This is a genomic window from Blastocatellia bacterium, assembly GCA_035275065.1.
In the GTDB taxonomy this organism is placed as follows: domain Bacteria; phylum Acidobacteriota; class Blastocatellia; order UBA7656; family UBA7656; genus DATENM01.
The window spans coordinates 24,363-48,251 of record DATENM010000039.1; the positions used below are offsets into that span (position 1 = coordinate 24,363).

Consider the following 23,889-nt stretch of genomic DNA (forward strand, 5'->3'; position numbering starts at 1 on the left):
CGTGCTAAAACGCCGGCTCTTGATAGATGCCGTAGATCGGCTTGAGCGCTTCGCACATCTCGCCGAGCGTCGCATAGGCGCGGGCGCAATCGAGCAGCAAGTACATGGTGTTCTCGCCGGCGCGCGCGCCATCGGCCAGCGCTTTCAAGCTCTTCTCGACGCGCGCCTGGTCGCGCTCGTTGCGCAGTTGCGCCAGGCGTTCGCGTTGCAGCTCGGCCACCGATTCGTCAATCTGCAAGAGGTTCACGTCGCCCGGCGTTTCTTGCATCACGTAGTCGTTGACGCCGACGATGATCTTGTCTTTGGTCTCGACCGCCATCTGGTAATCGTAGGCCGAATCCTGAATCTCGCGCTGCGGGAAGCCCGCGTCTATTGCCTCGACCATGCCGCCGAAGCCGTCAATCTTGCGGAAGTAATCGAACGCGCCTTCCTCCATCTCGCGCGTTAGCTTCTCGACGAAGTACGAGCCGCCGAGCGGGTCAATCGTATTCGTCACGCCCGATTCGTGCGCGATGATCTGCTGTGTGCGCAACGCGATCAGCGCCGCTTCGTCCGAAGGCAGGGCGAGCGCTTCGTCATAAGCATCGGTGTGCAGCGATTGGGTGCCGCCGATGACGCCGGCCAGCGCCTGAATCGCCACGCGCACGATGTTGTTCAAAGGCTGCTGCGCCGTGAGCGAGACGCCGGCGGTCTGTGTGTGGAAGCGCAACGTCCAGGCGCGCGGGTTGGTCGCATTGAAGCGATCACGCATCACCTTGTACCAGATGCGGCGCGCGGCGCGGTACTTGGCAATCTCTTCAAAGAAGTCGTTGTGCGCGTTAAAGAAGAAGCTCAGGCGCGGCGCGAATTCGTTGACGTCCATGCCGGCGTTGATCGCGTACTGCACATATTCGATGCCGTCGCGCAGCGTGAAAGCCAGCTCTTGCAAAGCCGTCGAGCCGGCTTCGCGGATGTGATAACCGCTGATCGAGATGGGATTGAAGCGCGGCACTTCGCGGGTGCAGAACTCGACGGTGTCGGTGATCAGCTTCATCGAAGGACGCGGCGGATAGATCCACTCTTTCTGCGCGATGTACTCTTTGAGGATGTCGTTTTGCAGCGTGCCGCCGACCTGCTTCCAGTCCGCGCCCTGGCGCTCGGCGACCGCCAGGAACATGGCAAAGATCATCGAAGCCGGCGCGTTGATCGTCATCGAGGTCGTCACTTGATCGAGCGGGATGCCGTCGAACAGCACCTCCATGTCGGCGAGGCTGGAGATGGCCACGCCGCACTTGCCGACTTCGCCTTCACTGAACGGGTGATCCGAATCGTAGCCCATCAAGGTCGGAAGGTCGAAGGCGACCGAGAGACCCGTCTGCCCATGTTCGAGCAGATACTTGAACCGCTGATTGGTGTCGAAGGCCGAGCCGAAGCCGGCGAACTGGCGCATGGTCCACAACCGCCCGCGATAGCCGGTCGCGTGAATGCCGCGCGTGTAGGGCGGCTGGCCGGGAAAGCCGAGCTCGGTTTCGTAATCGAAATCCGGCAGGCTGTTCGGCGTGTAGAGCCGCTCGACCGCGGCGAGCGACGTGGTCGTGAACTGTGACTTGCTTTCAGGCCGCTGGCGGAGCGTCGGCTTCAACGTGCGCTCTTCCCATTCCTGCTCGGCTTCCTGCAAGCGGTTCGTTATCTCGACGGTGCTCATTCGCTTCTCCTTGGCTAAAGGTCAAAGGCATTCGCAGACGAGTCAAATGCATTAATCCCGATGATAGTTGAGCGTTAGAGGCAGTGTCAATTTACCGATGTTCATTGGCGGGCGATTGCCCCAGCCCATCCATGAGAATGAGCGACAGCCGCGACAGCATCAGCAGGCCGGCATTATCTTCTGTCCAATCAGCCTCCGGCATGTCATCACAGGTAATCGCCATCGCGATGCGGCCACGCTTGCTGTAGATGATGCCGACGTTGCTGCGCAGTTGATCGAGCGCGCCCGACTTGGTCGCCATCTCGACGCCGTTCAAGGTGCGCCCGATACCTGCATGAACCTGCTCGCGTTTCATCAGCGCCAGCATTTCTTTGGAGGCTTCGCGGCTGACGACCTCGCCGCGCTCCAGCTTTTCAAGCAGTGTGACCATCTCATGCGGCGTCGTCACGCCCAGCCCGTAAGGCTTGAGGGCCGGGTCTTCGCCCGCGCGACTTATGCCGCCGCCAAAGACCTTGCGCAACACGCGCGTCTGGTGCAGGCCGAGCGACTCCATGCGCGCGTTAACCGCATCGGTGGTCAAGGCGTCCAGCACCAGGTTGGTGGCCGTGTTGTCGCTGAGGGTCATCATCAAGGTGACGGCGTCGCGCAGGTTGAGGCGCAGGCCGTCAGACAGTTCTTGCAGAATGCCTGAGCCGCCAACTTTCTTGGCGGTTGTCAGCACGACTTCATCGCTCCATTTCGCTTTGCCTTCGGCGACACGGGCAAAGGCTTCGACCATCACCGCGACTTTGATGGTGCTGGCGGTGCGGACGCGCTGGTCTTCGCCGATGCCAAAGGTCGCGCCGCTGTCGAGATTCTTGGCGAATAAAATAACCTTGCCTTTGAACTCAACCAGCTCTTTGCGCACACGCTCGCCCACTGGCATGGTCGCCGGGTTCAGCGGGCGTGGCCCGGCGGTCTGCGCCATTGAGCAGAGGGTGAGCGATAGCAGCAACGATGCGGTGAAAGTGCCCGGTCGAGTGATTCTCATCATATGACCCATTCGCAATTTTCAAGATAGCTCATGCTTGCGCGGCAATGTCTTGGCGATAGTGCATGCGCTCGAACTGAATCTTGCTGATGGCTTCGTAAGCCCGCGCCCGCGCCGCTTCAAGCGTCGCCGCCCGCGCCGTGACGCCCAGCACGCGCCCGCCCGTGGTCACAAGTCCGCCGCCCGTATCGCGCGCCGTGCCGGCGTGAAAGACGACGACGCCTTCGACCGTGCCCGCTTCATCAAGACCGCTGATGGCCTTGCCCTTCTCAAAGTCGCCGGGATAACCGCCCGACGCCGCGACGACACAGACGGTCGCGACATCGCTCCAGCGCACTTCGGTTGCGCCGATGCGTTCATCAATGATGGCTTCGCAGATGTCAACCAGATCGCTATCGAGGCGCATGAGGATGGGCTGAGTTTCCGGGTCGCCCAGGCGCGCGTTGAACTCGATGACCTTCGGGCCGTCAGCAGTCAACATCAGACCGGCGTAGAGGAAGCCCCTGAACGGATAGCCTTCAGCGCGCAATCCGGCGAGCGCCGGCTCGATCACCTCGCCACGGATGCGGGCCATCGTCGCTTCGTCAATCAGCCCCGGCATTGAAAACGACCCCATGCCGCCGGTGTTCGGCCCTTCGTCACGATCATTGACGCGCTTATAGTCCCGCGCCGGGGCGATCACTTTATAATCCTTGCCATCTGTAAAGAGCATCACAGAAGCCTCGTGCCCGACGAGACATTCTTCCAAGACGATGCGCGTCCCGGCTTCGCCGAAGAGGCGGTCAATCATTAAGTCTTGAATCGCGGCGTCGAACTCGCCTTCATTTTGGGCGATGCGCACGCCCTTGCCGGCAGCCAGGCCGTCGGCCTTGATGACGACGGGGAAGCGGAATTCAAGCTCACGCGCGGCGCGCGCCGATTCGGGCGAATGACAGGCAGTGAACTGCGCCGTGGGAATCTGGTGACGCGCCATGAACTGCTTGGCGAAAATCTTGCTGCCTTCCAACCGCGCCGCCTCGGCAGATGGGCCGACCAGTCTGAGGCCGCGCGCATGAAACGCTTCACTGATGCCCGCGACCAGCGGCGCTTCAGGGCCAACGACGGTGAGGTCGGCTTTGATGGCTTCGGCGAGGTTGGCCAGGCTGCCCGCATCATTCACATCGGCGGGCAAGCAGTCGGCGAGGGCGGCGATGCCGGCGTTGCCGGGGGCGCAGAAGAGCGCCGCGGTGCGCGGCGATTGTTTGAGCTTCCAGCAGAGCGCATGCTCGCGCCCGCCAGAGCCGATGACCAGTATGTTCATAGCACCGCGATTGTACTTCGCGGCGCTACGAAAAAACAAAGCCACAAAGCCACGAAGCCACAAAGAGTCACGATATACATTGTGTCCTCTTTGTGGCTTCGTGGCTTTGTGGCCAGGCGATCTATATCACACGATAGACCTTGCCTTTGTAGACGACCGTGACTTTCTTGCCGAGCGCAAAGTACTCGGCGAGCTTCGGCTCTTTGGCGATCAAGCTGAAGAACTCGTCGCTGCCGAATTGCAGGTTGACCTGCGGCAGCGCCGCGGTGTCTTTGAACTCGGTGTCCACCCACTCGTCGCCTTTGAGCTTAAAGGTCTTGTCCGCGACAGTGCGAACGCTCATCAGGTACGAGTCGGGGCTATCGAGTTTGTCCGACTCCTTTAACGCCTTTTCGGCCTGACTGTAGACGACCGCCGATTCGCCGCTCGACTGGCGCAATCTCGTGTCCGCAACGCCAGAACCACTGGCGGGCGCGGCGTTGGCCATTGCATCCAACGAGCGCCGTGGCATTGGCGGCAGCGGCTCGCCGGGACGCCCGCGCCTGCCGATGTCTTTCATGTCTTCGGTCACCAGGAAAGAGGTGTACGGCGTGACGATGCCATAGCGCGTGCCGAGCTGAATGATCTCGTCTTTGACTTCCGTGTTCTCGCCGTTCAGGCGAATCTGTTCGAGCAGGTAGCCGACGCGGCGCGTCGCCCACAGCCGCCCGAGAAAAGCGTTGTCGCTGCGCTCGGCGGGGAAGTGCTGACCCGCGAAGGTAAACGTCTCTTCGCGGTTGCCGACCTTGCCGGTCAGGCGGATGGTGGCGGCGCTCGCGCTGTTCTTATAGCGCCCGACGATCACCAGTTGCGAGTTCTTGAACAGGTCGCCGAGCGTGCGCGGGTAGAGCAGGTCGGCTTCGACGCCGCCGAAGTCGAGCTTCAGATCCGACAACACTGGATAGTTGACCCGAGCAAAGAAGTTCGAGACTTTGATTTCGAGGTCTTCCTGCGGCTCGATGTAATCGCTGACGCCGCGATTGTCCGCCGCCAGCTTGTCGAGCAGGTTGGTATTCACGTCATAGCCGACGCCGAAGGTGAACAGGCGCACGTTTGCGCGGTTGGCGCCGGCGGCATTGCGGACGATGTCTCTGATGTCTGTGGGGCCGACCGTCGGCAGGCCGTCTGTAAGGAAGACCACCATCGCCGGACGCTCGGCGGATTGAAACTGTTTGAGCGCGGCGATCAGCGCGTCGTTGATGTTGGTGCCGCCTTCGGCGCGCAGGTTATCGATAAACTTCACGCCCGCCTGCTTGCCGGCCCGGTCGGCCTGGATCAAGGCGGCTTTCATCAGATGTTCTTCGCCGGAAAACGAGATGACGTTGAAGCGGTCGCGCTCGCCTAAGGATTCGACGCCGAACTTTAAGGCCGCCCGCGCCTTGTCAATTTTCTCGCCGCTCATCGAGCCCGAGGTATCAAGCACAAAGACGATGTCTTTCGCCAGGCGCTCCTGATCGGCGATGTTCGACTTCGGCGAAACCAGCATCAGGAAGTAACCGTCTTTGCCCGGCTCGCGGTGGGTCAACAGCGACAGCCCGAAATCTTTTTCCGATAGCGAGTAATAGAGCAGGAAATCTTTTTGCGTGTCAGCGCCGACGCCCTCAAAGCTCAAACGCGCGCGCCGCTCGCCGTCGCGCGTGATCGAGATTTTGTGCGATGGCGAGAAGATGTTCTTGAGATCAATCGGCGAGTTGATCTCGACCGAGGCGGCAATCTCTTTGATCGGCGCTGGCTGAATGCGGCGGCCTGAGCCCAGCTCATAACGGTAGCTGACGGTGCCGCCTTCGCTCTTGAGCACCTGCGAATAGGTCAGCTCGATCTTCCTGGTCGAGCGCGGCTCGATGGGGAAGACGCTCGCCTGAAAGAGGTCTTTGCCGACGTATTCGAGCAGGCCGGGATCGATCTGCCGGCGAACAATCTCGTTATAGATTTGTCGCGCCTTTGCCTTCTCGACAATCTCCGCGGCCATGCGTTTGTCGCCGTCATAGATGGCGAAATCCGAGATCGAAGCACTCTCAGGGATGGGGAAAAAGTAAGCGCCTTCGAGCCGGTAAGGCGAGGGGTTCTCGAAGACCTGTTCGACTTTCGTCGTCGCCACCTGCGAATCGATCTTTGTGGTGATCTTTACCGATTTGACGTTGAGGACGCGCGGCAGCGGTTGCGGCAGCGGGCGGGGCAGCGGCGGGCAGCGGTGGCATTCGTCGGGAATGATAACCCCCTGGCCGAAGGCGCCGCCGCCCATACAAAGAACGAACGCGAGCACAACAAGCAATCTGAATCTCATTGGCTTCTCTCCTGAACTCAATCGCGCTGATGAGTCATCAGCCGCATCGTTATTTTAATCTTAAGGGCATCTGTTCTGCGACAATCGCCCCGTCACGATCTCAGTGAAAGACAATGCCGAGTGAGAGGCGGACGTGGTTTTGTCTGCCGCTCTCCTGGGGATCGGCATCGCCCAGCCGTGTCGGCAGGTAATCGATCAGGCTGCGAACGCTGATTCGATTGCTGGCGCGAATATCAAAGCCGCCGCCGAATGCCATTGCCAGTCCCGTGCGAGTGTGCGAGTCGGCGAAACTGAGGCTCGGACTGGCCGTATGGAACGCCGAGCGCGAGTGCGCCATGCCGAATAAAGAGTGCGCGAAAGGCGTTAGCCGTGTTTGATTACGCACTTTGAATTCGGGGCCACCCATCAAATAGAGCGCCCTGGAATCGACATTGAAAGCCTGCCCGGTCACGCAATTGCTCTCAACACAGAGCGTGCCTGTCTGTCCTCGGCTCTGATTGAAATACATTGAAAAGTCGCCCTTGATGCCGAGGTATTTGCGCAGGTTTCTGGTGAGCGAAGTCTGAAAGCCTGTCGGTCCCCCGGCCTGGTCGCTGAAGAAAGCTGAGATGTTTTGAACTGCCGTGTGGTCCGACGATTCTCGCGTCGAATAACCATTGGCTGAATAGCCGACGAAGCCTTCGACCTTCGGGTACAATTCATTACTGGTCGCTTGCGCGCCGGCGACGGTGTGGAAGCAAGCCACCAACAAGGCGGCTAGAAGCAGTTGTCGCATGGGGTACCTTCTATTCTGAAAATTGGGCTGGCAGTCTACGAACGTTCGGTTTTTTATTCACTGGTTTGAACGCCGAAGCTTTTCTTTCTTGCAAACTGTGTAGCGGATTAAGCGACCGGCGGGAATGAAGTCTCGGTTGCCGGCTCGGCCTCAATGGCCGTTGGTGTGCGCTCGCCGAGGCCGGTTTCGAATTTATCGAGCCATCGCTGTAACACCAGCCACGTCAGTCCCGGTATCAGGAAGGCCGCGCCCAGCCAGGCGGCCATCTGTCGGGCGCTCAGGCCGGCGTGGTCTAAGCCCCAGCCGGTCACGTAGGTTGACAGCGACATCGCCAGCGTCAGAAAGCCCATCTCTAGCGCGAAGACGCGACCGAGGAAACGATTCGGCACCGCCAGTTGCAACAGCGTCGTCGAAAAGACCCACTGGATGCTGCCGCCCGCATGCGCGCCGATGACGAACAGCAGCGCCAGCACGAGCGACGGCGAGCCCGAGAATAACAGGTAGAAGATGGCCGAGACAAAAAAGGCGATGCTGATCGTGCGGCGCATGGGACGCGGCGAATCGTCTGTGATCCATGTGGCGATCATCGGCCCGAGCAGCGCTCCCGTGCCGCGCGCCGCATAGAGCAAGCCAATCGAGGCGCTGCCGTCATGCCCCAGCGGAAAGATCTCGCGGCCAAAGATGGCCAGCAACAGCAGCACGCCGCCGCCCAGCCCCCAGCCGCTCTTGACCAGCAATAGAGCGATGACGTGCGGGTTAGTCTTCAAATACCGCACGCCTTCGATCATGTCGGCCATGCCGGTCATCTCAAGCCACGACATGCGCTGGGCGCTGTCACGCTCGCGCTTCGGCAGCTTTGGGATGCGCGTCGCCCAGATGAAAGCGGCAGAGATGAAGAACGAAATGGCGTCAATGACGAACGCGGTGTTTCTGCCGAAGAGGTCGGTCACCGCGCCGCCCAGCGCCGCGCCGAAGGCCAGCGTCAGCGACCACGTCGCGCCGCCCAGGGCGTTTGCGGCGATCAACTCTTCGCGTCGGACGATCATCGGCACGGCGGCAGATTCGGCAGGCTCGAAGAAAGATGAGAGGATGATTTCGAGCCCCGCGAGCAGGTAGACGATCCACACCTGTTCGGGCCGATTGACGAAGAGAAAGCCGAAGACCAGCACTCCGCGCAGCACGTCGGCCCAGATCATGATGGCTTTGCGGTTGAAGCGGTCGGCGACGACGCCGGCCAGCGGCCCGACCAGAAATTGCGGCAGCAGCTTGATGATGAGGACGAGGCCGATGGCTTCGCCCGACCCGGTGAGGTTCAAGAGCAGGGTAAAGAGGGCGACGCTGTTGAACCAGTCGCCGGTCTGCGAGATCAGCCGGCCAATCGTCAACCGGCGAAAGTGGCGATTGCCGCGCAACAACTCGACGTATCCAACCTTCCGGCCCGGCCTGCTCTCTTGCATTCATGCATTCTAGCAAAGCCGGAGAAGAAGCACCCACAGATGAACGGGCGGCTACGCCGCAAGGCAAAAGGCAAAAGGTAAAAGGCAAAAATGTGGCAGGGGAATGAATAGATTGTTTGAGGCTATTGATTAATCCGGCTCCGACCTTTTGCCTTTTACCTTTTGCCTTTTGCCTTCCGACCAACGGTCGGTGGTTCATCTGTGGTTCCAAAAAAAAATATGCTATAAGTATGAATGAAAGGTAGGCATGGCCCTCATAAGGTGACGTTATGCATATCGAATCGCTCAAAGTGTTTTGCGACTTGATTGACACGCGCAGTTTCTCGAAAGCGGCGGTCAAGAATTTCATCTCGCAGTCGGCGGTCAGCCAGCAGGTGCGCGCCTTCGAGGACCGCTTCGGCAAGCGCCTGGTCGAGCGCAGTCGCGGCGGCGGACTGGTGCCGACGCCCGCCGGCCTGACCTTCTATCAAGGCTGCCGCGAGATCATCGAGCGCTTCACTTCGCTCAACGACGAGATGCAGGGGCTGGGCGACACGATCAGCGGCCAGGTGCGCGTCGCGACGATCTACACGGTCGGCCTGCACGAGCTGGCGCCGGTCGTCAAACAGTTCATCAAAGAATTCCCGCACGCCAACATCCATATCGAATACAGCCGCGCCAACAAAGTCTACGAAGATGTGATTAACCACACGATAGACCTCGGCATCGTTGCTTACCCGGTGCCGCGCCCGCAGATCGACATCATCCCTTTCCGCAGCGACCGCCTGGTTTTTGTCTGTAGCCCGGAACACGAACTGGCGCGGCACAAACGGCTGGCGGTCGCAGACCTTAGCGGTCAGCGCTTCGTCGGCTTCGAGCGCGACATGTCTTCGCGCAAGGCGGTGGATAAAATCCTCCGCGACAACGACGCCACGGTGCAGTACGTCATGGAATTCGACAACATCGAGACCATCAAGCGCTCGGTCGAAGCCGGCCTCGGCGTGACGATCATCCCGCGCGCCGCCGTCGAAAACGAGCTGCGCTCGGGGGCGCTGCGGGCCATCGAGTTTAACGACACCTTCCTGCGCCCCATCGGCATCATTCACCGCAAAGGGAAGATCTTCAGCGCCGCGGCGCGCAAGTTCATGGAGATGCTCACGGACGGCGCGGCAGCCGCGGCCTCCTAAGTGGCGTGGCTTGCGGCGCATAATGATCGCGTTGCATTCGACAGTGTTTTCGCTTACCCTTACTCCGCACCAGCAGACAACTGACATGATGACAGCCGGCGCAACGCTTCGGTTACGAAGGTTACGCCTGACCGTCGCCTTCCCTGTATCCAGATCGTGGACGATGCGGGGGCTGACCGTCCGGCGCGCTGGGGAGAACTAATGGGATATTTACCGGGATTTCAGCACGACATTTTTATCAGCTATGCGCACGTTGACAACGCCGCAGTTGATGAAGCCGATGGCTGGGTGACGCAGTTCCGCGAACACCTCGACCTGCAAATGTCGAAGCGCGTCGGGCGCATGGGCGCGGTCAAAATCTGGCAAGACCCGACGCTCGAAGGCAGCCAGCTTTTCGACAAGACCATCGAAGACGCCATCATCAGTTCAGCGATCTTCATCGCCCTCACGTCGTCCGGCTATCTGGCCTCGGATTACTGCAAACAGGAGGTGCGCTTGTTCGAGGCCAAGGCCGGCAAAGAGCCTTTAGGGCTGGCGGTCGGCGACCGGCTGCGCATCTTCAACGTACTGCTCAATAACATCCCGTTCGGCGAATGGCCCACCGAGTTCGGGCGCACGAGCGGCTTCCCGTTTCACGATGCGGAATCGCCGGACGAGTTCGGCTACCCGGTAGACCCGCAGGAGAAACCTTTTCAATTGCAGATGCGCAAGCTCGTCGAAGCGGTTTATCGCACGCTCTGCGCAATGAAAGAGTGCTTACCCGCCGCAGCGCCGGCGGGCGCGTCTGCGCCGGTTACGGCGGCGCCCGCCGCTGGCGCGAGCGCCGCGGCGACGACGCCTGCACCGGACGCCTTCACGGTCTTTCTGGCCGACACCGCCGATTCGCTGCGCACGTTGCGCAGACGCGTCACCGCCGAGCTTCAGAGCAAAGGCATACGGGTCATCGCCGACGTGCCGCCGCCTTACGAAGCCGCGGCGCACGAAGAGCGCGCCATTGCCGCCATTGGCGGCGCGCACCTGGCCGTGCATCTGCTCGACACTTATCCGGGCCGCGAGATCGAAGACGCCGAAGAGAAATCCTACGCCCAGCGCCAGGTCGAGCTGAGCATCGAGCATGCGCGCTCGCAATTCATCTGGGTGCCGAAGGCGCTCGATCTGGCGACGCTTGAAGACGGCACCTATAAAGAGTTCCTCGACCGCCTGGAGAACGGCGAGCGCAGCGAGGCGACCTACAAATTCCTGCGCGGCCTGCCCGCCGAGTTGCCGCGCGAAATCCTCGACGAGATCGAAGCCGCGCAGCGCCGCCCGCCCGCCGATGCCGCGCCGCTGGCGGCGCTGGTTGATACGCACTTCAAAGATCAACTCTACGCCCTCGACCTGATCCGCTTTCTGTCGGACAAGAACGTGCATCCCTATATCAACCCTGAAGAAGATGACCCGCGCAAAAACATTCGCATCCTTGAAGAGCGCTTGAAGCAGGTCACCAAGCTGATCATCGTCTTCGGCTCGGTGACTTCGGAATGGGTGCGGGCGCGGCTCGGCGCGGCCGTCGAGATCGCCATCACCGAGGGCTGCCCGCTGAAAGCCTGCGGCGTCTTTTATGCGGGCGCGCGGCGCAAGAGCGTCGACAGCGATTTCCGCCTCGGCCTGTTCCCGGTTTATACCTTTGATGCGGCTGACCTCGGCAACCCGCAGGCGCTCAAGCCGCTGCTCGAAGCGGTTTGAGTCGTTGGACGATTATGAGACCGGAGCGTACGACGAGATCTTTAACACAGACGCCGGCGCTGCTCGCGGGCAGCGATGCCGGCACCGAGGCGCTGAACCCGTTCGTCGGGCTGCGCCCGTTCGAGAGCGAGGAGAGCTTGCTCTTTTTCGGGCGGCGCGAGCAAGCCATCGAGCTGCTGCAAAGGCTGCACGCCACCCGCTTTCTCGCGGTCGTCGGCAGCTCGGGCTGCGGCAAATCGTCGCTGGTCCGCGCCGGGTTGATCCCCAAGCTCAAGGCCGGCTTCCTGGTCGAAGAACGCGACCTCTGGCACGTCGCCACCATGAAGCCGGGCGACGCGCCGCTTGAAAACATGGCCGTCGCGCTGCTCGAATCCGCCTCGGTCGAAGCCAGCAAGGCGAACATCAACGGCCTCGTCGAAGCGGTGCGCGGCGAAGGCGCGCAGGCCGTCATCACTCGCCTGCAAGAGGCGCTTGGCGACGAAGCGTCTAACCTGCTGCTGCTGGTTGACCAGTTCGAAGAGCTGTTCCGCTTCGCCTTGCGCGATGACGATCCGGTGAAGCGCAACGAAGCCGAAGAGTTCGTGGCGCTGCTCTTAGAGCTGGCGGCGCAGCGCGAGCTGGCGATCTTCGTCGTCCTCACCATGCGCTCGGATTTCATCGGCGACTGTGACAACTTCTTCGGGCTGCCGGAGGCCATGAACCAGAGTCAATACCTGGTGCCGCGCCTGACGCGCCGCCAGCGGCAGGACGCCATCGAAGGGCCGATCCGCTTGTTTGGCGCCAGTATCACCCAGCGCCTGCTCGACCGCGTGCTGAACGACGCCGGCGATAAGTCCGACCAGTTGCCGGTCATGCAACATGCCTTGATGCGCACCTGGGAGGACTGGCAGCGCACGCGCGAAGGCGCGATTGATCTGACACATTACGAGAACATCGGCACCATCAAGGAGGCCCTGTCGAAGGACGCCGAAGCGGCCCTCGCCGGCATGAGCGACGACGAGGTAAAGATTACCAAGCGCATGTTCCAGACGCTGACCGACACGGACGCGCGGGGCCGCCGCATCCGCCGCCCGGCGCGTCTGAGCGAGATCGAAGCCATCACCGGGGCGTCGCGCGAACGAGTGCTTGCCATCGTCGAGCGCTTTCGCTGTAACCGGCGCAACTTCGTCAACCTCTACGAAGACAAGTTGACCGGCGACGTGACCATAGACATCTCGCATGAGAGCTTGATCCGCCAGTGGACGCGGCTCGGCGACTGGGTCAACCTCGAAGCCGAATCGCGCAAGATTTACCTGCGCATCGTTGACGCGGCGCTGCTCTACCGCGAGGGGCGCTCGAAGCCCTGGCGCAATCCGCAGCTCGGCTACGCGCTCGAATGGCAGGCGCAGAAGCAGCCGACGGCGGCGTGGGCGGCGCGTTACAACGAAGACTTTGACGCGGCGATGCGCTTTCTCGACATCAGCCGCCGCCGCCATCGCAACCTGGTGCTGACCTTTTATTTCCTCGTGCCGTTGCTGTTGATCGGCTCAGCGGGCGCTTATACGCTGGTCAAAAACTACAACCTGGCGCGCGAGGCCGAGCATAAAGACCATCTCCTGCACGTCGTCGAAGAACAGCGCGACAAGGTCGTTGAAGAGCGCCTGCGGCAAGAAGAATCGCTGGGCCGTCAGAACGAGAAACTGCTCGACATTGCCGACGAGTATTTCCGCGGCGACGAAGTCACCTATCCCCACCCGATTGTCGGCGACATCAAATTGCGCCGCCTCGCCGATGGCCGCATGGAGTTTTACGACAATTGGATTGAACGTAACCTCATCGAGGTGAATGTGCCGGAGCTGCGCGAAATCGATCAGCCGGTCAACGGCACGATCAAGTTCAATCGCATCGCGGCGGCGCAGTTGCAGCGGGCGTTCCGGGCGATCAAAGAGCGCGGCTTGCTGGACCGCGTCCTGACCTTGGATTACGCCTTTGTCCGGCCTGACGATCCGCTGATCCTCAACTTCAAGCGTGGCCAGGGCGGCGGCCCTTCGACGCACGCGCTCGGCATCGGCTTCGATCTCAATCGCCAATACAACCAGCCGGGCCAGCCCGCCATGCCGCTCGGCCAGCGCGGCTCCGTCCTTGAGCTGGTGCCGGTTCTCCGCGAGTTCGATTTCAGTTGGGGCGGCGACGGCGACGCTACGCATTTTCAATACAGCCGCCCGAATATCTTTATGACAGATGCCTCGGCCAGAGAGTGAGCGCCGCGCCGGCAGGCGACGAATCGCGCAAAAAGCCTTATCCTTAATTGCCCCGAAGTCGCGGGCCACGCGCCACTGCCGCGGGCAATTCTTGATTGATGAGACGAACCGATGGGCTATCTGTTTGAAGACAAGCTGCGCGAGCGCGCCAGGGCGTTCATCGCCGCGCTCGACCGCGCCGGCATCAGCGGCACGATCCTCGATGACTCTTTCCGCGACTACACGGTTAAGCTCGCCGTGTCGGTTGGTGGTCGAGATTACGGAAGGGTCAACCTCTATTTCAGCCCGAAACAGAACGCCTTTTCGCTGAAGACGCATGAGCTGAAAGACAAATCGTTGGTCGCCCGCCTCGAAGATTGCTGGCACGACGAGCCGCGCCCGGCGCAACCAACGGCGCGCGGCTGGCAGATGTACGTTGACGGCTCGTACATCAACCATGCGACCGGCTATGGCGTGGTGATCTTGCGCGACGGCGCGGTCGTCGCCGAGCTGTGCGGCCCGGTCGCATCAACCGAGGTCAACGGCACGCGTCAGGTCGCGGGCGAGCTGCGCGCCGTCGAAGCAGGCTTAGGCTGGTGCCGCCAACACGAAGTCGGTGAAGTCGAGATTTTTTACGACTACTATGGCGTCGAGAAATGGGCGACCGGCGCGTGGAAGGCCAATCAGTCAATGACTCAGGCGTATGGCCAAAGCGTGCGCCAGTCGGGCATCCGCATTCGCTGGCGCAAGGTCGCCGCGCACACCGGCAATCGCTGGAACGAGCGCGCCGACCAGCTTGCCAAACAGGGCGCGCTCGCCGAGAGCGCCGGGCGCGATGAAGCAGGCGAAAGCGACGCCGCGCCGACCGACCCACTGGTCATCGCCTTGCTCGACCGCAAAGAGCGTTTCATCGAGTTCCTGATGGTGCAGGGAATTGACGCGGCCTTTGAAGGCCTCTACAACAACCAGTTTGCGCGATTGCTGATCCGCGACGAAGACGAAAAGACGCTCGGCTACTTCGACCTCTACCACACCCGCCGCAAGCCCTTCTCGCCTTACCTGCACGGCTTCAAGGATGACGAGCTGAAAGCGCGCCTGACGGCGCTGTGGCGCGAGTTCGCGGCGATTGCGGGCCTTTTGGGTTGAGTTAAACCTGGCGTAAAATGAAGCAGGGGGAAATATGAGCGCATCTGAAACCATCGAAATCAGTGGGCTGCCACCTGGCACAAGAGAAATCCTACATGAGCTAGGGAAGCCATACGGCCAGAGCGCAGAGGATTACCTGCGAAGGTTGATTGAAACGGAGGTTCTTTCTCAAAAATCTTTCGGCGAAATTCTCGCCCCGGTTCGTAAAGATTTCCGCGACAGCGGAATGACAGAGGAGGGACTTGACGATTTAATTGAGCAGGAGCGGCACGTCATGTGGGAAGAGAAGAAAGCGAAAGATGAATGAGCAAAAGCCGCCCCGGCGTCGTCCTGGACGCGATGGTATTTCTACAAGCACTGGTGAATGAGGCAGGCCCGGCAGCGCGCTTGCTCGATCTGGTGGAAGATAAGAAAATCACCCTCTTTGTCAGTCAGGACACATTGAATGAGGCGCGTGACCTGCTGAGCCGCTCGGAGCTGAGGAGACGCTTCCCGAATCTCACTGACGTGCGCGTTGAAGCGCTTTTTAGACGCCTCAGCAGGATGGCCTCGCTGATCCATCCGGTGCCAAGAATCTTCGAATATCCACGCGATCCCCAAGACGAGCCTTATATCAATCTTGCGGTAGAAGCCAGGGCCGATTACCTCGCCAGCCGTGATAGAGACCTGCTCGATTTAATGATCGGGCACAGCAACGATTGCAAAGAATTTCGGCGCCGATTCAGACCGCTAAAGGTTGTTGATCCGGCAGCCTTGCTACAACTCCTGGCTAAGAAAAATCTCTGAGATGGCTATGTCGATGATTACTGCCTGCTTGCCCGCGGCGGTGGCTTACGCCATAGTTAACTATGGTCCTGAGAACCTGTGTTGATGACCGACACGGAGGTGTCGCAGGGCAGATGACGGAGACGGCGAATGAATCGCCAGATTTGCATTCACGGACATTTCTACCAGCCGCCGCGCGAGAATCCCTGGCTCGAAGAAGTCGAGCTACAGGATTCGGCCTACCCATTTCACGACTGGAACGAGCGCGTCACCTCGGAATGCTACGCCCCGAACGCCGCCTCGCGCATCCTGGCGGCGGATAAGAGCATCACGGAAATCGTCAACAACTATTCGCGCATCAGCTTCAACTTCGGACCGACGCTGATGAGCTGGATGGCGCGTCACGCCCCTGACGTTCACGCCGCCATCGTCGAAGCCGATCACGAAAGCCGCCGGCGTTTCAACGGCCACGGCGCGGCCCTCGCACAGGTCTACAACCACATGATCATGCCGCTGGCGAGCGCGCGCGATCAGCGCACGCAGGTCATCTGGGGCATCGAAGATTTTGTGCATCGCTTCGGTCGCCGGCCCGAAGGCATGTGGCTGGCCGAGACCGCCGTTGATCTGGCGACGCTTGAAGCGCTCGCCGAACAGGAAATCCTCTTCACGATTCTTGCGCCGCGTCAGGCCGGGCGCGTCCGCAAGCGCAACCTGCGGCGCTGGCGCGACGCTTCGGGCGGGCGCATCGATCCGCGCATGGCCTACCGCTGCCGCCTGCCGTCGGGCCGCTCGATCAACCTGTTCTTTTATGATGGGCCGATTGCTCAAGAGGTCGCTTTCGGCGGGCTGCTGGCGAGCGGCGTCGAATTCGCCAACCGTTTGCTCGGTGGGTTTGAGGCCCGGCGCACCGACGCGCAACTGGTCAACGTCGCCACCGACGGCGAAACCTACGGCCACCATCACCACTTCGGCGACATGGCGCTGGCCTATTGCCTGCACCACATCGAAGCGAACCATCTGGCGCGGCTGGCGGTCTATGGCGAGTTCCTCGAACAGCACCCGCCGACCCACGAAGTCGAGATCATCGAGAACACCTCGTGGAGTTGCGCGCACGGCGTCGAGCGCTGGCGCAGCAACTGCGGCTGCAACATGGGCCGCAAGGACTGGTCACAGGCATGGCGGCGGCCCTTGCGCGCAGCCCTGGATTGGCTGCGCGATGAGCTGGCCGGGCTTTACGAAAAGGCGATGGCCGAATATGTCCGCGACCCGTGGCGGGCGCGCGACGATTACATCGGCGTCATCCTCGACCGCGGCGATGAAAACGTCGCGCGCTTTTTCGCGGCCCACGCCGTGCGCGAGTGGTCGCGGGCCGACGAGGTGCGCGCTTTCCGGCTGCTCGAAATGCAGCGCCATGCCATGCTGATGTATACCAGTTGCGGCTGGTTCTTCGATGAAATCTCCGGCATCGAAACGACTCAGGTGATGGCCTACGCGGCGCGCGCCATTCAACTGGCTCACAAAATCACCGGCATTGATCTTGAGCCGCCATTCATCAAGCTGCTCGCCGACGCGCCGTCGAATCTCGCCGAGCATCCGACGGGCGCGGACGTCTACCGCAGCTTCGTCAAGCCAATGCAGGTCGACCTGCTGCGCGTCGGCGCGCATTACGCGGTGTCGTCGCTGTTTGAAGAGTACGGTGACGAGGTGACGATCTACGCTTACAAAGCGAAGCGCGGCAGTTACGAGCGCCGTGAAGCGGGCCGCCAAAAACTGGCCCTCGGCTCGGCGCACCTGCGCTCGAACGTCACCGCCGCCGAGAGCCGGATCAGCTTCGCGGTCTTGCACCTGGGCGACCATAACCTGCTCGGCGGCGTGCGCGAGCTTGAGGACGAAGCGAGCTTCGCCCAGATGCGCCGCGACATCAAAGAGGCGTTTGACCGCAGCGATCTCGCGGAGATCATTCGCCTGATGGACAAGCATTTCGAGACGCACAACTATTCGTTGTGGCACCTGTTCCGCGACGAGCAGCGCCGGGTGTGGGATCGCATCCTGAAGACGACGCTGGACGAAGTGGCCGGCTCGTTCCGCAGCATCTACGGCCACCACTACCCGATCATGCGGGCGATGCGCGAGCAGCGGGCGCCGATCCCGAAAGCCCTGCTGGTGACGGCAGAGATGACGATCAACAGCGACTTGCGCCGGGCGATTGAACAGACGGAGTTCGACGCCGCGCAGGTGGCCGGCTTGATTGAAGAGGTCAACCGCTGGCGTTTCGAGGTTGACCGCACGACGCTTGGCTTTGTCGCCAGCCGCCGCGCGCAATCGCTGATCGAACAATTCCGCTGCGCCCCGCAGGCGAGCGCGCCGCTCGAACAGTTGCACGCGATGCTCACGGCGCTTGAAGGGCTAGAGCTGGGGCTCGATCTGTTCAAGGTGCGCAATCAACTCTTCGTGACCAGCAAACAGATGCTCGGCGAGATGATCGAGCGCAACACCAACGGCGACCGGAACGCGACCTCGTGGATCGAGCGTTTCATTCGCCTGAGCGATTATTTGCGCCTCAAGAGCGCGTAGGAGAGTGACAAGTGACAAGTGACGAGTGACAAGACGTTGTGACGCTGTATCCTGGCCATATCTGGACGGCGCGGTTCTTCTTGTCACTTGTCACTCGTCACTTGTCACTCTTCCTGGGAGTAGAGCATGAGCAAGTGGGTGGCGACTTACCGGTTGCAGTTCACGCCGGAGTTCGGTTTCGCCGATGCAGAGCGGATCATTGATTACCTGGCGGGGCTCGGTGTTTCGACCGTCTACGCCTCGCCCATCTTCAAGGCGCGGCCCGGCAGCACGCATGGCTATGACGTCACCGACCCGAACCGTTTGAACCCGGAGCTTGGCACCGAGGAAGCGTTCGACGCCTTGATTGCCACGGTTCAGCGACAGGCGATGACGTGGTTGCAGGACTTCGTGCCGAACCACATGGCGTACGACAGCCGCAACCGCATGCTGATGGATGTCTTCGAGAAAGGCCCCGGCTCGCCGTACTTCGGCTTCTTCGACATTCTCTGGAATCACCTGCGCGAAAACCTGCGCGGCAAAGTCATCGCGCCATTCCTCGGCAAGCCTTACGGCGAAACACTCGAAAGCGGCGAGCTTGCCCTGCAATACGGCGACGGCAATTTCGCGGTGAAGTACTATGATTCGGTCTACCCGCTGCGCATCGAATCTTACGCGACAGTCATCAGCCATCAACTGGGCGAGCTGCAAGAGCGGTTGGGCGCTGAAGATCACGACTTCATCAAGATGCTCGGCATCGTCGTCGTGCTGACCAACCTCGCCGACAATGCCAAGGCCGACCCGCTGTCGCGCACGGCACAGATGCTTTTGGCGCGTGATGCGCTCTGGGCGATGTACCGCGACAACCCGGCGGTGCGCGAATTTGTTGACCGCCGCGTCGTCGAGTTCAACGGCGAAGTCAACCTGCTCGACGCCATGCTGGCGCAGCAGTGGTTTCAATTCACCTACTGGCGCGTCGCCTCGAAAGAGATCAACTATCAGCGCTTCTTCAACATCAACGAGCTAATCTCGCTGCGCATGGAAGACGAGCGGGTCTTTGATGTCGTGCATCGCCTGGCGCTCGGCCTGCTCGGCGACGGCAAGATTGACGGCCTGCGCATCGATCACGTGGACGGACTGTACAACCCGACCGAATACGTCGAGCGCTTGCGCCGCCGCGCCCCCGACGCCTTCATCGTTGTCGAAAAGATTCTTGAGCTGAGCGAGCAACTGCCGGAGGGCTGGCCGGTTCAAGGGACAACCGGCTACGACTTCCTAAACTTCGTCAATGAGCTGTTCGTCGATCAGAATCATGAGGCGCGCTTTCAGGAGATTTACTTGGCCTTCAGCGGCGAGACGCTGGCCTACGACGATCTGCTATACGAGAAGAAGAAGTTGATCATCGAGCGCCACCTCACGGGCGACCTCGACAATTTGACTTCGCTGCTGAAGACCATCTCGACGACGGCGCGCGATGCCATTGACCTGGCGTGGGAAGCCTTGATGCAGGCGATCACGGAAGCCGCCGCCGTCTTTCCGGTCTATCGAACCTACATCGCCGGCGGCGAGATCAGCCGTCAAGAGCGCCGCCAGGTCAAAGAGGCCATCGAAAAAGCGAAGCTGAAGAATCCCTCGCTTGAGCGCGCCCTCGATTTTCTGGGCGAACTGTTGCTGCTCGATTACCCCGAATACCTCGCCGAAGACCACCGGGCGCAGTGGCTCGATTTCGTGATGCGCTTCCAGCAGTTCACGTCGCCGCTGATGGCCAAGGGGCTGGAAGACACGGCGTTTTACGTCTTCAACCGGCTGGTGTCGCTCAACGAAGTCGGCGGCAATCCCGGGCGCTTTGGCTTCTCGGTTGACGATTTTCATCAAGCCATCGAAAGGCGGGCGCGCGCGTTCCCGCGCACCATGAACGCCACGGCGACGCACGACACCAAGCGCGGCGAAGATATGCGCGCCCGCATCAATGTGCTGTCAGAGATGCCCGACGAATGGCAGCGCCACATCGAGCTATGGCATGAGCTGAACCAAAGACTGAAGCGCGCGGTCGAGGACGAAGAAGTGCCGAGCCGCAATCGCGAATACTTTCTCTACCAAACGCTGGTCGGCGCATGGCCGCTTGCCGGGGGCGCGGGCAATGGCTTTGTCGAGCGAATGAAGCAGTACATGCTCAAGGCCGCGCGCGAGGCCAAGACGCACACCTTCTGGTTAGACAACAACGCCGAGTATGAAGCGGCGCTGCTCGATTTTACAGAGAAGCTGTTGACCGCGTCGCCGGAGTTTCTTGCGAGCTTCACATCGTTTCAAAAGCGCGTGGCGCATTACGGCATCTTCAATTCGCTGGCGCAGACGACGATCAAGCTCACGGTGCCGGGCGTGCCTGATCTCTATCAGGGAACCGAGCTGTGGGACTTCAGCCTGGTAGACCCGGACAATCGCCGCCCGGTGGATTACGAGCAGCGGCGGCAACTGCTCGACGAGCTGCGCCGGGCTGCCGAGTCGAATATCGCGGGGCTCGCCGACGAATTGCTGACGACACGCGAAGACGGGCGCATCAAGCTGTTTGTGACGCACCGCGCCTTGCAGGCACGGCGCGACCATCACGAGCTGTTCGAGCAGGGCGAGTACCTGCCGCTTGCGGTGAGCGGCGAGCGCGCGGCGCACATCATCGCCTTTGCGCGGCGGCACGGCGATCAACTGGCCGTCGTCATCGCGCCGCGTTTGCTGGTGTCGCTGATTGACGCGCCGACGTTGCCGATTGGCGATCTGTGGGGCGACACTGCGGTCGCGCTGCCGAAGCATGTGCCGCGCGTATGGCGTCACGCGTTCACGGACGAATCGTTGCCTTCGATCAAACAGATCGTTGTCGCCGATGCGCTGCGCCGCTTCCCTGTGGCGCTGCTCACTTAGAACGGTTGTCGATTGGCCTGGGAGCGCGGGCGTCTCGCCCGCAATCTTTCACATACGCAAGACTGGCGGGCAAGCTGCCCGCGCTCCTAGGCTGCAAGCTGCCCGTGCAAAAACTATTGACCAGCAATTGGCCCGCACTATAATGCAACTCGCCAGGTAAGCGATAGCCCTTCAGCAACGCCTCGCGGCTCAGGCTTCTCTCGTTACTGCCCTTTGCAACGCTCCCCGTTTCGAGCTTCGTCGTTACAGCGACAGCATTCGCCTGCACCTGCGCTATGGGCGTGAAGGGTAGGGAACCATGATGATGCACGAAAAAATTCTCGGCTATCTTGCGCCGGTGATCGGAGAAGCGACCGCCAAGAACTTGCTGAAACATTACTGCATACAGATGCACATGCCCTTTGACGACATCGCGCCGAGCCGCGTGCCTGAGCTGGCCAGCGCCATGCGCCCGATGATGGCCGTCTGGTTAGGGACGGCGGGCGCGCTGCGGGCCTCTGAAGAAATCGCCAGACTGGGCAAAGGAGTCTAAGCAAATGAGCGCAAAATCTCTGGTCAAGCCGTTCGTCTTCTCACTCGTGATTTTTCCGGCAATCTTTGCCGCGGCCATGAGCCTCAAAGGCGCCGCCGCCGGGACCGCCGTGACCTTGACGCTGTTTGCCGCGACCGTGCTGGTCGAAGTCTTCGCCCTGGCGCAGTTCGTCCGCGCCCGCCGCGCGTTTGCGGCGGGCGATCCGGGCTACGTGACTTGGACGCTGATCGTCGTCTTTATGACCGTCCGCCTGGTGGCCGAAGCCCGACTGTTGACGCTCTCATTCAATCTGCTGCCTGAGTATCACGAGGGCGCTTCGGCGGCGCTGTTCTTTTACATCGTCGTGCTGCGCTACCTCTACACCGCCAGCGACGTGCTATTTGTCGGCGCGCTGCTGACCACGATCCGCTCGTACAAGTCAACGGGGCTGCCGTTCAAGCTGCTGCCCATAGATTACTTCTACATCGTGGCGCTGTGCGCGCTGCCGGTGGTGACGTTCATCTTCCGCGGCAATCTGATTCGAGCCGCCATCGCCAACCCGGACGGTTACATGATGGTCTACCGGCTGGTGGCGGTTTCGGTGGGCGCGGTGATTGCGTCGCTGTGCATCGTCGTGCGCCGCTACGCCTCGCAGATGGGCGGCGGCGCGGTGGCGCGCGTCTGGAACATGGTCGTCATAGCGGGCGTGGCGCGCGACGGCTCGTTTTTGGCGCTGGCGCTGCTGTCGGGGTGGTCGAAGCCCGCGGCCACGTTCGTCGAGCAGCACCTGCTGTGGACGTTCGCATGCTGCTGGCTGATGGCGGCGCTCTATCAAGTCGCCATCTTCGCGCGCGCCGCCGAACCCACGGAAGCCGCCCTGGCCAAAAGCGCTGCGTGACGCTGCGTTTGTCGTGTTGTTAATTGACGCGCGCCGTTGCCACGCATCATAATCCCAGCAGAAGCCCTTTCGCTTTGGGAGTGATGCAATATGAGCGACGACCCGACAAAACAGCAGCCCGGCGACCCGAACAAATACGACACGTCCCCTGGCGTCACTGCGATACTTGAACGAATCACCCAAGTCGAAGAAAGACTCTCTCGCCAGATCACCGAACAGATTGCCGAACTGCGCGCTGAGATGCAAAAAGGTTTTCGCGCCATTGACCGCCAGATGGACACCCTGTCGGGCAACATGACCCGCCTACAGGCAGACCAGCGCGACCTGGAAGAGCGCGTTGATAAGCTTGAGCGCAAGCCTTCGTAAACCACAGCCGCCCGCGCAAAACCCTTGGCCCAGCAACCCTCCCCATTGCCGTTTGCGCCGGCCTGCCGGTATGATGGTGGCGTTTGCACACCATCACACTGGAGGCGATTATGCTTTACGGCGCCGGCATGTTTTCAACGGATTACGCAATGCGCCCGGATGATCTGGCGCGCGAGCTTGAAGCGCGCGGCTTTGAATCGCTCTGGGTTCCCGAACACACGCACATCCCCGCGAGCCGCCGCACGCCTTACCCTGGCGGCACCGATTTGCCGAAAGAGTACTGGCACACCTATGACCCGTTCGTCGCGCTGACGGCGGCGGCAAGCGTCACCACGAAGCTCAAGGTGGCGACCGGCATCTGTTTAATCATCGAGCGCGATCCCATCACGACGGCCAAAGAGGTCGCCAGTCTCGACCGGCTGTCGAACGGGCGCTTCATCTTCGGCATCGGCGCTGGCTGGAATGCCGAAGAGATGGAAAATCACGGCACCGCCTACAAGACGCGCTTCAGCCTGCTGCGCGAGCGCGTGCTGGCGATGAAAGAGATTTGGACGAAAGAGGAAGCCGAGTTCCACGGGCGCTTCGTCAACTTCGATCCCGTCTGGTCATACCCGAAGCCTGTGCAGAAGCCTCACCCACCAATCCTGATGGGCGGGTTTGCGTCCAAGACGTTTGATTACGTGGCCGAGTTCTGCGACGGCTGGATGCCTATCGGTTATCGCCTGGAAGGGTTGGCGGAAAAGATCGCTGAGCTGCGCCGCCGCGCTGAAGGCTTGGGACGTGACCCGCAGGCAATTTCAATCACCATCTTTGGCGCGAAGCCCGAGCGCGAAGCCCTCGATCAACTCGAAGCCATCGGCGTCGAGCGCGCCATCCTGATGCTGCCGCCCGCCGACCGCGACACCGTCATGCCGCTCGTAGACCAGTACGCCGGGCTGGTTCGGTAGCGCGACCTGGTGTGAAGGTTGATTACCGCAGAGGACGCAGAGGGCGCAGAGATTAACTTTAATCTCTGCGCCCTCTGCGTCCTCTGCGGTAAAAAGGAAGCCTCTGCTAAT

18 protein-coding genes are annotated in these 23,889 nt (G+C 61.1%); 12 read left to right on the top strand and 6 right to left on the bottom strand.

The window, feature by feature from the left end:
* Positions 1 to 4 precede the first annotated feature (4 nt).
* The 6 genes from VJ464_08295 to VJ464_08320 form a co-directional block, all read right to left on the bottom strand.
* Complete coding sequence (locus tag VJ464_08295) at positions 5 to 1,684, bottom strand: methylmalonyl-CoA mutase family protein (protein ID HKQ05115.1); 1,680 nt, start codon at positions 1,682 to 1,684, stop codon at positions 5 to 7.
* 91 nt (positions 1,685 to 1,775) lie between these two features.
* A complete protein-coding gene (locus tag VJ464_08300) occupies positions 1,776 to 2,717 on the bottom strand; it encodes a serine hydrolase (protein HKQ05116.1) in 942 nt (313 codons plus the stop codon).
* Positions 2,718 to 2,745: 28 nt separating this feature from the next.
* Positions 2,746 to 4,014, bottom strand: a complete 1,269-nt coding sequence (purD, locus tag VJ464_08305) for a phosphoribosylamine--glycine ligase (GenBank protein ID HKQ05117.1) — start codon at positions 4,012 to 4,014, stop codon at positions 2,746 to 2,748.
* Positions 4,015 to 4,135: 121 nt separating this feature from the next.
* A complete protein-coding gene (locus VJ464_08310; protein ID HKQ05118.1) occupies positions 4,136 to 6,337 on the bottom strand; it encodes a VIT domain-containing protein in 2,202 nt (733 codons plus the stop codon).
* A 100-nt stretch (positions 6,338 to 6,437) separates the two neighbouring features.
* The gene (locus VJ464_08315) at positions 6,438 to 7,112 is read right to left on the bottom strand and encodes an outer membrane beta-barrel protein (protein HKQ05119.1); all 675 of its coding nucleotides are present in this window, start codon (positions 7,110 to 7,112) and stop codon (positions 6,438 to 6,440) included.
* 107 nt (positions 7,113 to 7,219) lie between these two features.
* Positions 7,220 to 8,569 carry an MFS transporter gene (locus tag VJ464_08320; GenBank protein HKQ05120.1) on the bottom strand — a complete coding sequence of 450 codons (1,350 nt, stop codon included), beginning with the start codon at positions 8,567 to 8,569 and terminating at the stop codon, positions 7,220 to 7,222.
* Between the two features lie 269 nt (positions 8,570 to 8,838).
* On the opposite strand from VJ464_08320, the gene VJ464_08325 reads away from it, so the two are divergent.
* From VJ464_08325 to VJ464_08380, 12 genes are all read left to right on the top strand, one after another.
* Entirely contained in the window at positions 8,839 to 9,735 is an 897-nt protein-coding gene (locus tag VJ464_08325) for a LysR family transcriptional regulator (GenBank protein ID HKQ05121.1), read from the top strand.
* A gap of 201 nt (positions 9,736 to 9,936) precedes the next feature.
* Positions 9,937 to 11,460 carry a toll/interleukin-1 receptor domain-containing protein gene (locus tag VJ464_08330; protein ID HKQ05122.1) on the top strand — a complete coding sequence of 508 codons (1,524 nt, stop codon included), beginning with the start codon at positions 9,937 to 9,939 and terminating at the stop codon, positions 11,458 to 11,460.
* Positions 11,461 to 11,474: 14 nt separating this feature from the next.
* Positions 11,475 to 13,700: a hypothetical protein gene (locus VJ464_08335; protein HKQ05123.1), complete on the top strand. Its 2,226-nt coding sequence runs from the start codon at positions 11,475 to 11,477 to the stop codon at positions 13,698 to 13,700.
* A 111-nt stretch (positions 13,701 to 13,811) separates the two neighbouring features.
* The gene (locus VJ464_08340) at positions 13,812 to 14,825 is read left to right on the top strand and encodes an RNase H family protein (GenBank protein HKQ05124.1); all 1,014 of its coding nucleotides are present in this window, start codon (positions 13,812 to 13,814) and stop codon (positions 14,823 to 14,825) included.
* A gap of 34 nt (positions 14,826 to 14,859) precedes the next feature.
* Positions 14,860 to 15,132, top strand: a complete 273-nt coding sequence (locus VJ464_08345) for a hypothetical protein (protein HKQ05125.1) — start codon at positions 14,860 to 14,862, stop codon at positions 15,130 to 15,132.
* A complete protein-coding gene (locus VJ464_08350; GenBank protein ID HKQ05126.1) occupies positions 15,129 to 15,611 on the top strand; it encodes a putative toxin-antitoxin system toxin component, PIN family in 483 nt (160 codons plus the stop codon). Before VJ464_08345 ends, VJ464_08350 begins: the two co-directional genes overlap by 4 nt.
* Positions 15,612 to 15,740: 129 nt before the next feature.
* The gene (locus tag VJ464_08355; GenBank protein ID HKQ05127.1) at positions 15,741 to 18,164 is read left to right on the top strand and encodes a DUF3536 domain-containing protein; all 2,424 of its coding nucleotides are present in this window, start codon (positions 15,741 to 15,743) and stop codon (positions 18,162 to 18,164) included.
* 126 nt (positions 18,165 to 18,290) lie between these two features.
* Entirely contained in the window at positions 18,291 to 21,056 is a 2,766-nt protein-coding gene (treY, locus tag VJ464_08360; GenBank protein ID HKQ05128.1) for a malto-oligosyltrehalose synthase, read from the top strand.
* Between the two features lie 298 nt (positions 21,057 to 21,354).
* The gene (locus VJ464_08365; protein HKQ05129.1) at positions 21,355 to 21,588 is read left to right on the top strand and encodes a hypothetical protein; all 234 of its coding nucleotides are present in this window, start codon (positions 21,355 to 21,357) and stop codon (positions 21,586 to 21,588) included.
* A gap of 4 nt (positions 21,589 to 21,592) precedes the next feature.
* The gene (locus VJ464_08370) at positions 21,593 to 22,465 is read left to right on the top strand and encodes a hypothetical protein (protein HKQ05130.1); all 873 of its coding nucleotides are present in this window, start codon (positions 21,593 to 21,595) and stop codon (positions 22,463 to 22,465) included.
* 90 nt (positions 22,466 to 22,555) lie between these two features.
* Positions 22,556 to 22,831, top strand: coding sequence for a hypothetical protein (locus tag VJ464_08375; GenBank protein ID HKQ05131.1), 276 nt, complete (start codon positions 22,556 to 22,558; stop codon positions 22,829 to 22,831).
* 83 nt (positions 22,832 to 22,914) lie between these two features.
* Positions 22,915 to 23,778: an LLM class F420-dependent oxidoreductase gene (locus VJ464_08380; protein HKQ05132.1), complete on the top strand. Its 864-nt coding sequence runs from the start codon at positions 22,915 to 22,917 to the stop codon at positions 23,776 to 23,778.
* Positions 23,779 to 23,889: the final 111 nt, after the last annotated feature.

What these genes read in the sequence shown, in the direction of transcription:
- VJ464_08315 (HKQ05119.1), bottom strand. Translation starts at nt 7,112, where the DNA reads ATGCGACAACTGCTTCTAGCCGCCTTGTTGGTGGCTTGCTTCCACACC.
- VJ464_08320 (HKQ05120.1), bottom strand. Translation starts at nt 8,569, where the DNA reads ATGCAAGAGAGCAGGCCGGGCCGGAAGGTTGGATACGTCGAGTTGTTG.
- VJ464_08365 (HKQ05129.1), top strand. Translation starts at nt 21,355, where the DNA reads ATGATGATGCACGAAAAAATTCTCGGCTATCTTGCGCCGGTGATCGGA.
- VJ464_08330 (HKQ05122.1), top strand. Translation starts at nt 9,937, where the DNA reads ATGGGATATTTACCGGGATTTCAGCACGACATTTTTATCAGCTATGCG.
- VJ464_08310 (HKQ05118.1), bottom strand. Translation starts at nt 6,337, where the DNA reads ATGAGATTCAGATTGCTTGTTGTGCTCGCGTTCGTTCTTTGTATGGGC.
- VJ464_08335 (HKQ05123.1), top strand. Translation starts at nt 11,475, where the DNA reads ATGAGACCGGAGCGTACGACGAGATCTTTAACACAGACGCCGGCGCTG.
- purD (HKQ05117.1), bottom strand. Translation starts at nt 4,014, where the DNA reads ATGAACATACTGGTCATCGGCTCTGGCGGGCGCGAGCATGCGCTCTGC.
- VJ464_08345 (HKQ05125.1), top strand. Translation starts at nt 14,860, where the DNA reads ATGAGCGCATCTGAAACCATCGAAATCAGTGGGCTGCCACCTGGCACA.
- treY (HKQ05128.1), top strand. Translation starts at nt 18,291, where the DNA reads ATGAGCAAGTGGGTGGCGACTTACCGGTTGCAGTTCACGCCGGAGTTC.
- VJ464_08295 (HKQ05115.1), bottom strand. Translation starts at nt 1,684, where the DNA reads ATGAGCACCGTCGAGATAACGAACCGCTTGCAGGAAGCCGAGCAGGAA.
- VJ464_08300 (HKQ05116.1), bottom strand. Translation starts at nt 2,717, where the DNA reads ATGATGAGAATCACTCGACCGGGCACTTTCACCGCATCGTTGCTGCTA.
- VJ464_08375 (HKQ05131.1), top strand. Translation starts at nt 22,556, where the DNA reads ATGAGCGACGACCCGACAAAACAGCAGCCCGGCGACCCGAACAAATAC.
- VJ464_08325 (HKQ05121.1), top strand. Translation starts at nt 8,839, where the DNA reads ATGCATATCGAATCGCTCAAAGTGTTTTGCGACTTGATTGACACGCGC.
- VJ464_08340 (HKQ05124.1), top strand. Translation starts at nt 13,812, where the DNA reads ATGGGCTATCTGTTTGAAGACAAGCTGCGCGAGCGCGCCAGGGCGTTC.
- VJ464_08350 (HKQ05126.1), top strand. Translation starts at nt 15,129, where the DNA reads ATGAGCAAAAGCCGCCCCGGCGTCGTCCTGGACGCGATGGTATTTCTA.
- VJ464_08355 (HKQ05127.1), top strand. Translation starts at nt 15,741, where the DNA reads ATGAATCGCCAGATTTGCATTCACGGACATTTCTACCAGCCGCCGCGC.
- VJ464_08370 (HKQ05130.1), top strand. Translation starts at nt 21,593, where the DNA reads ATGAGCGCAAAATCTCTGGTCAAGCCGTTCGTCTTCTCACTCGTGATT.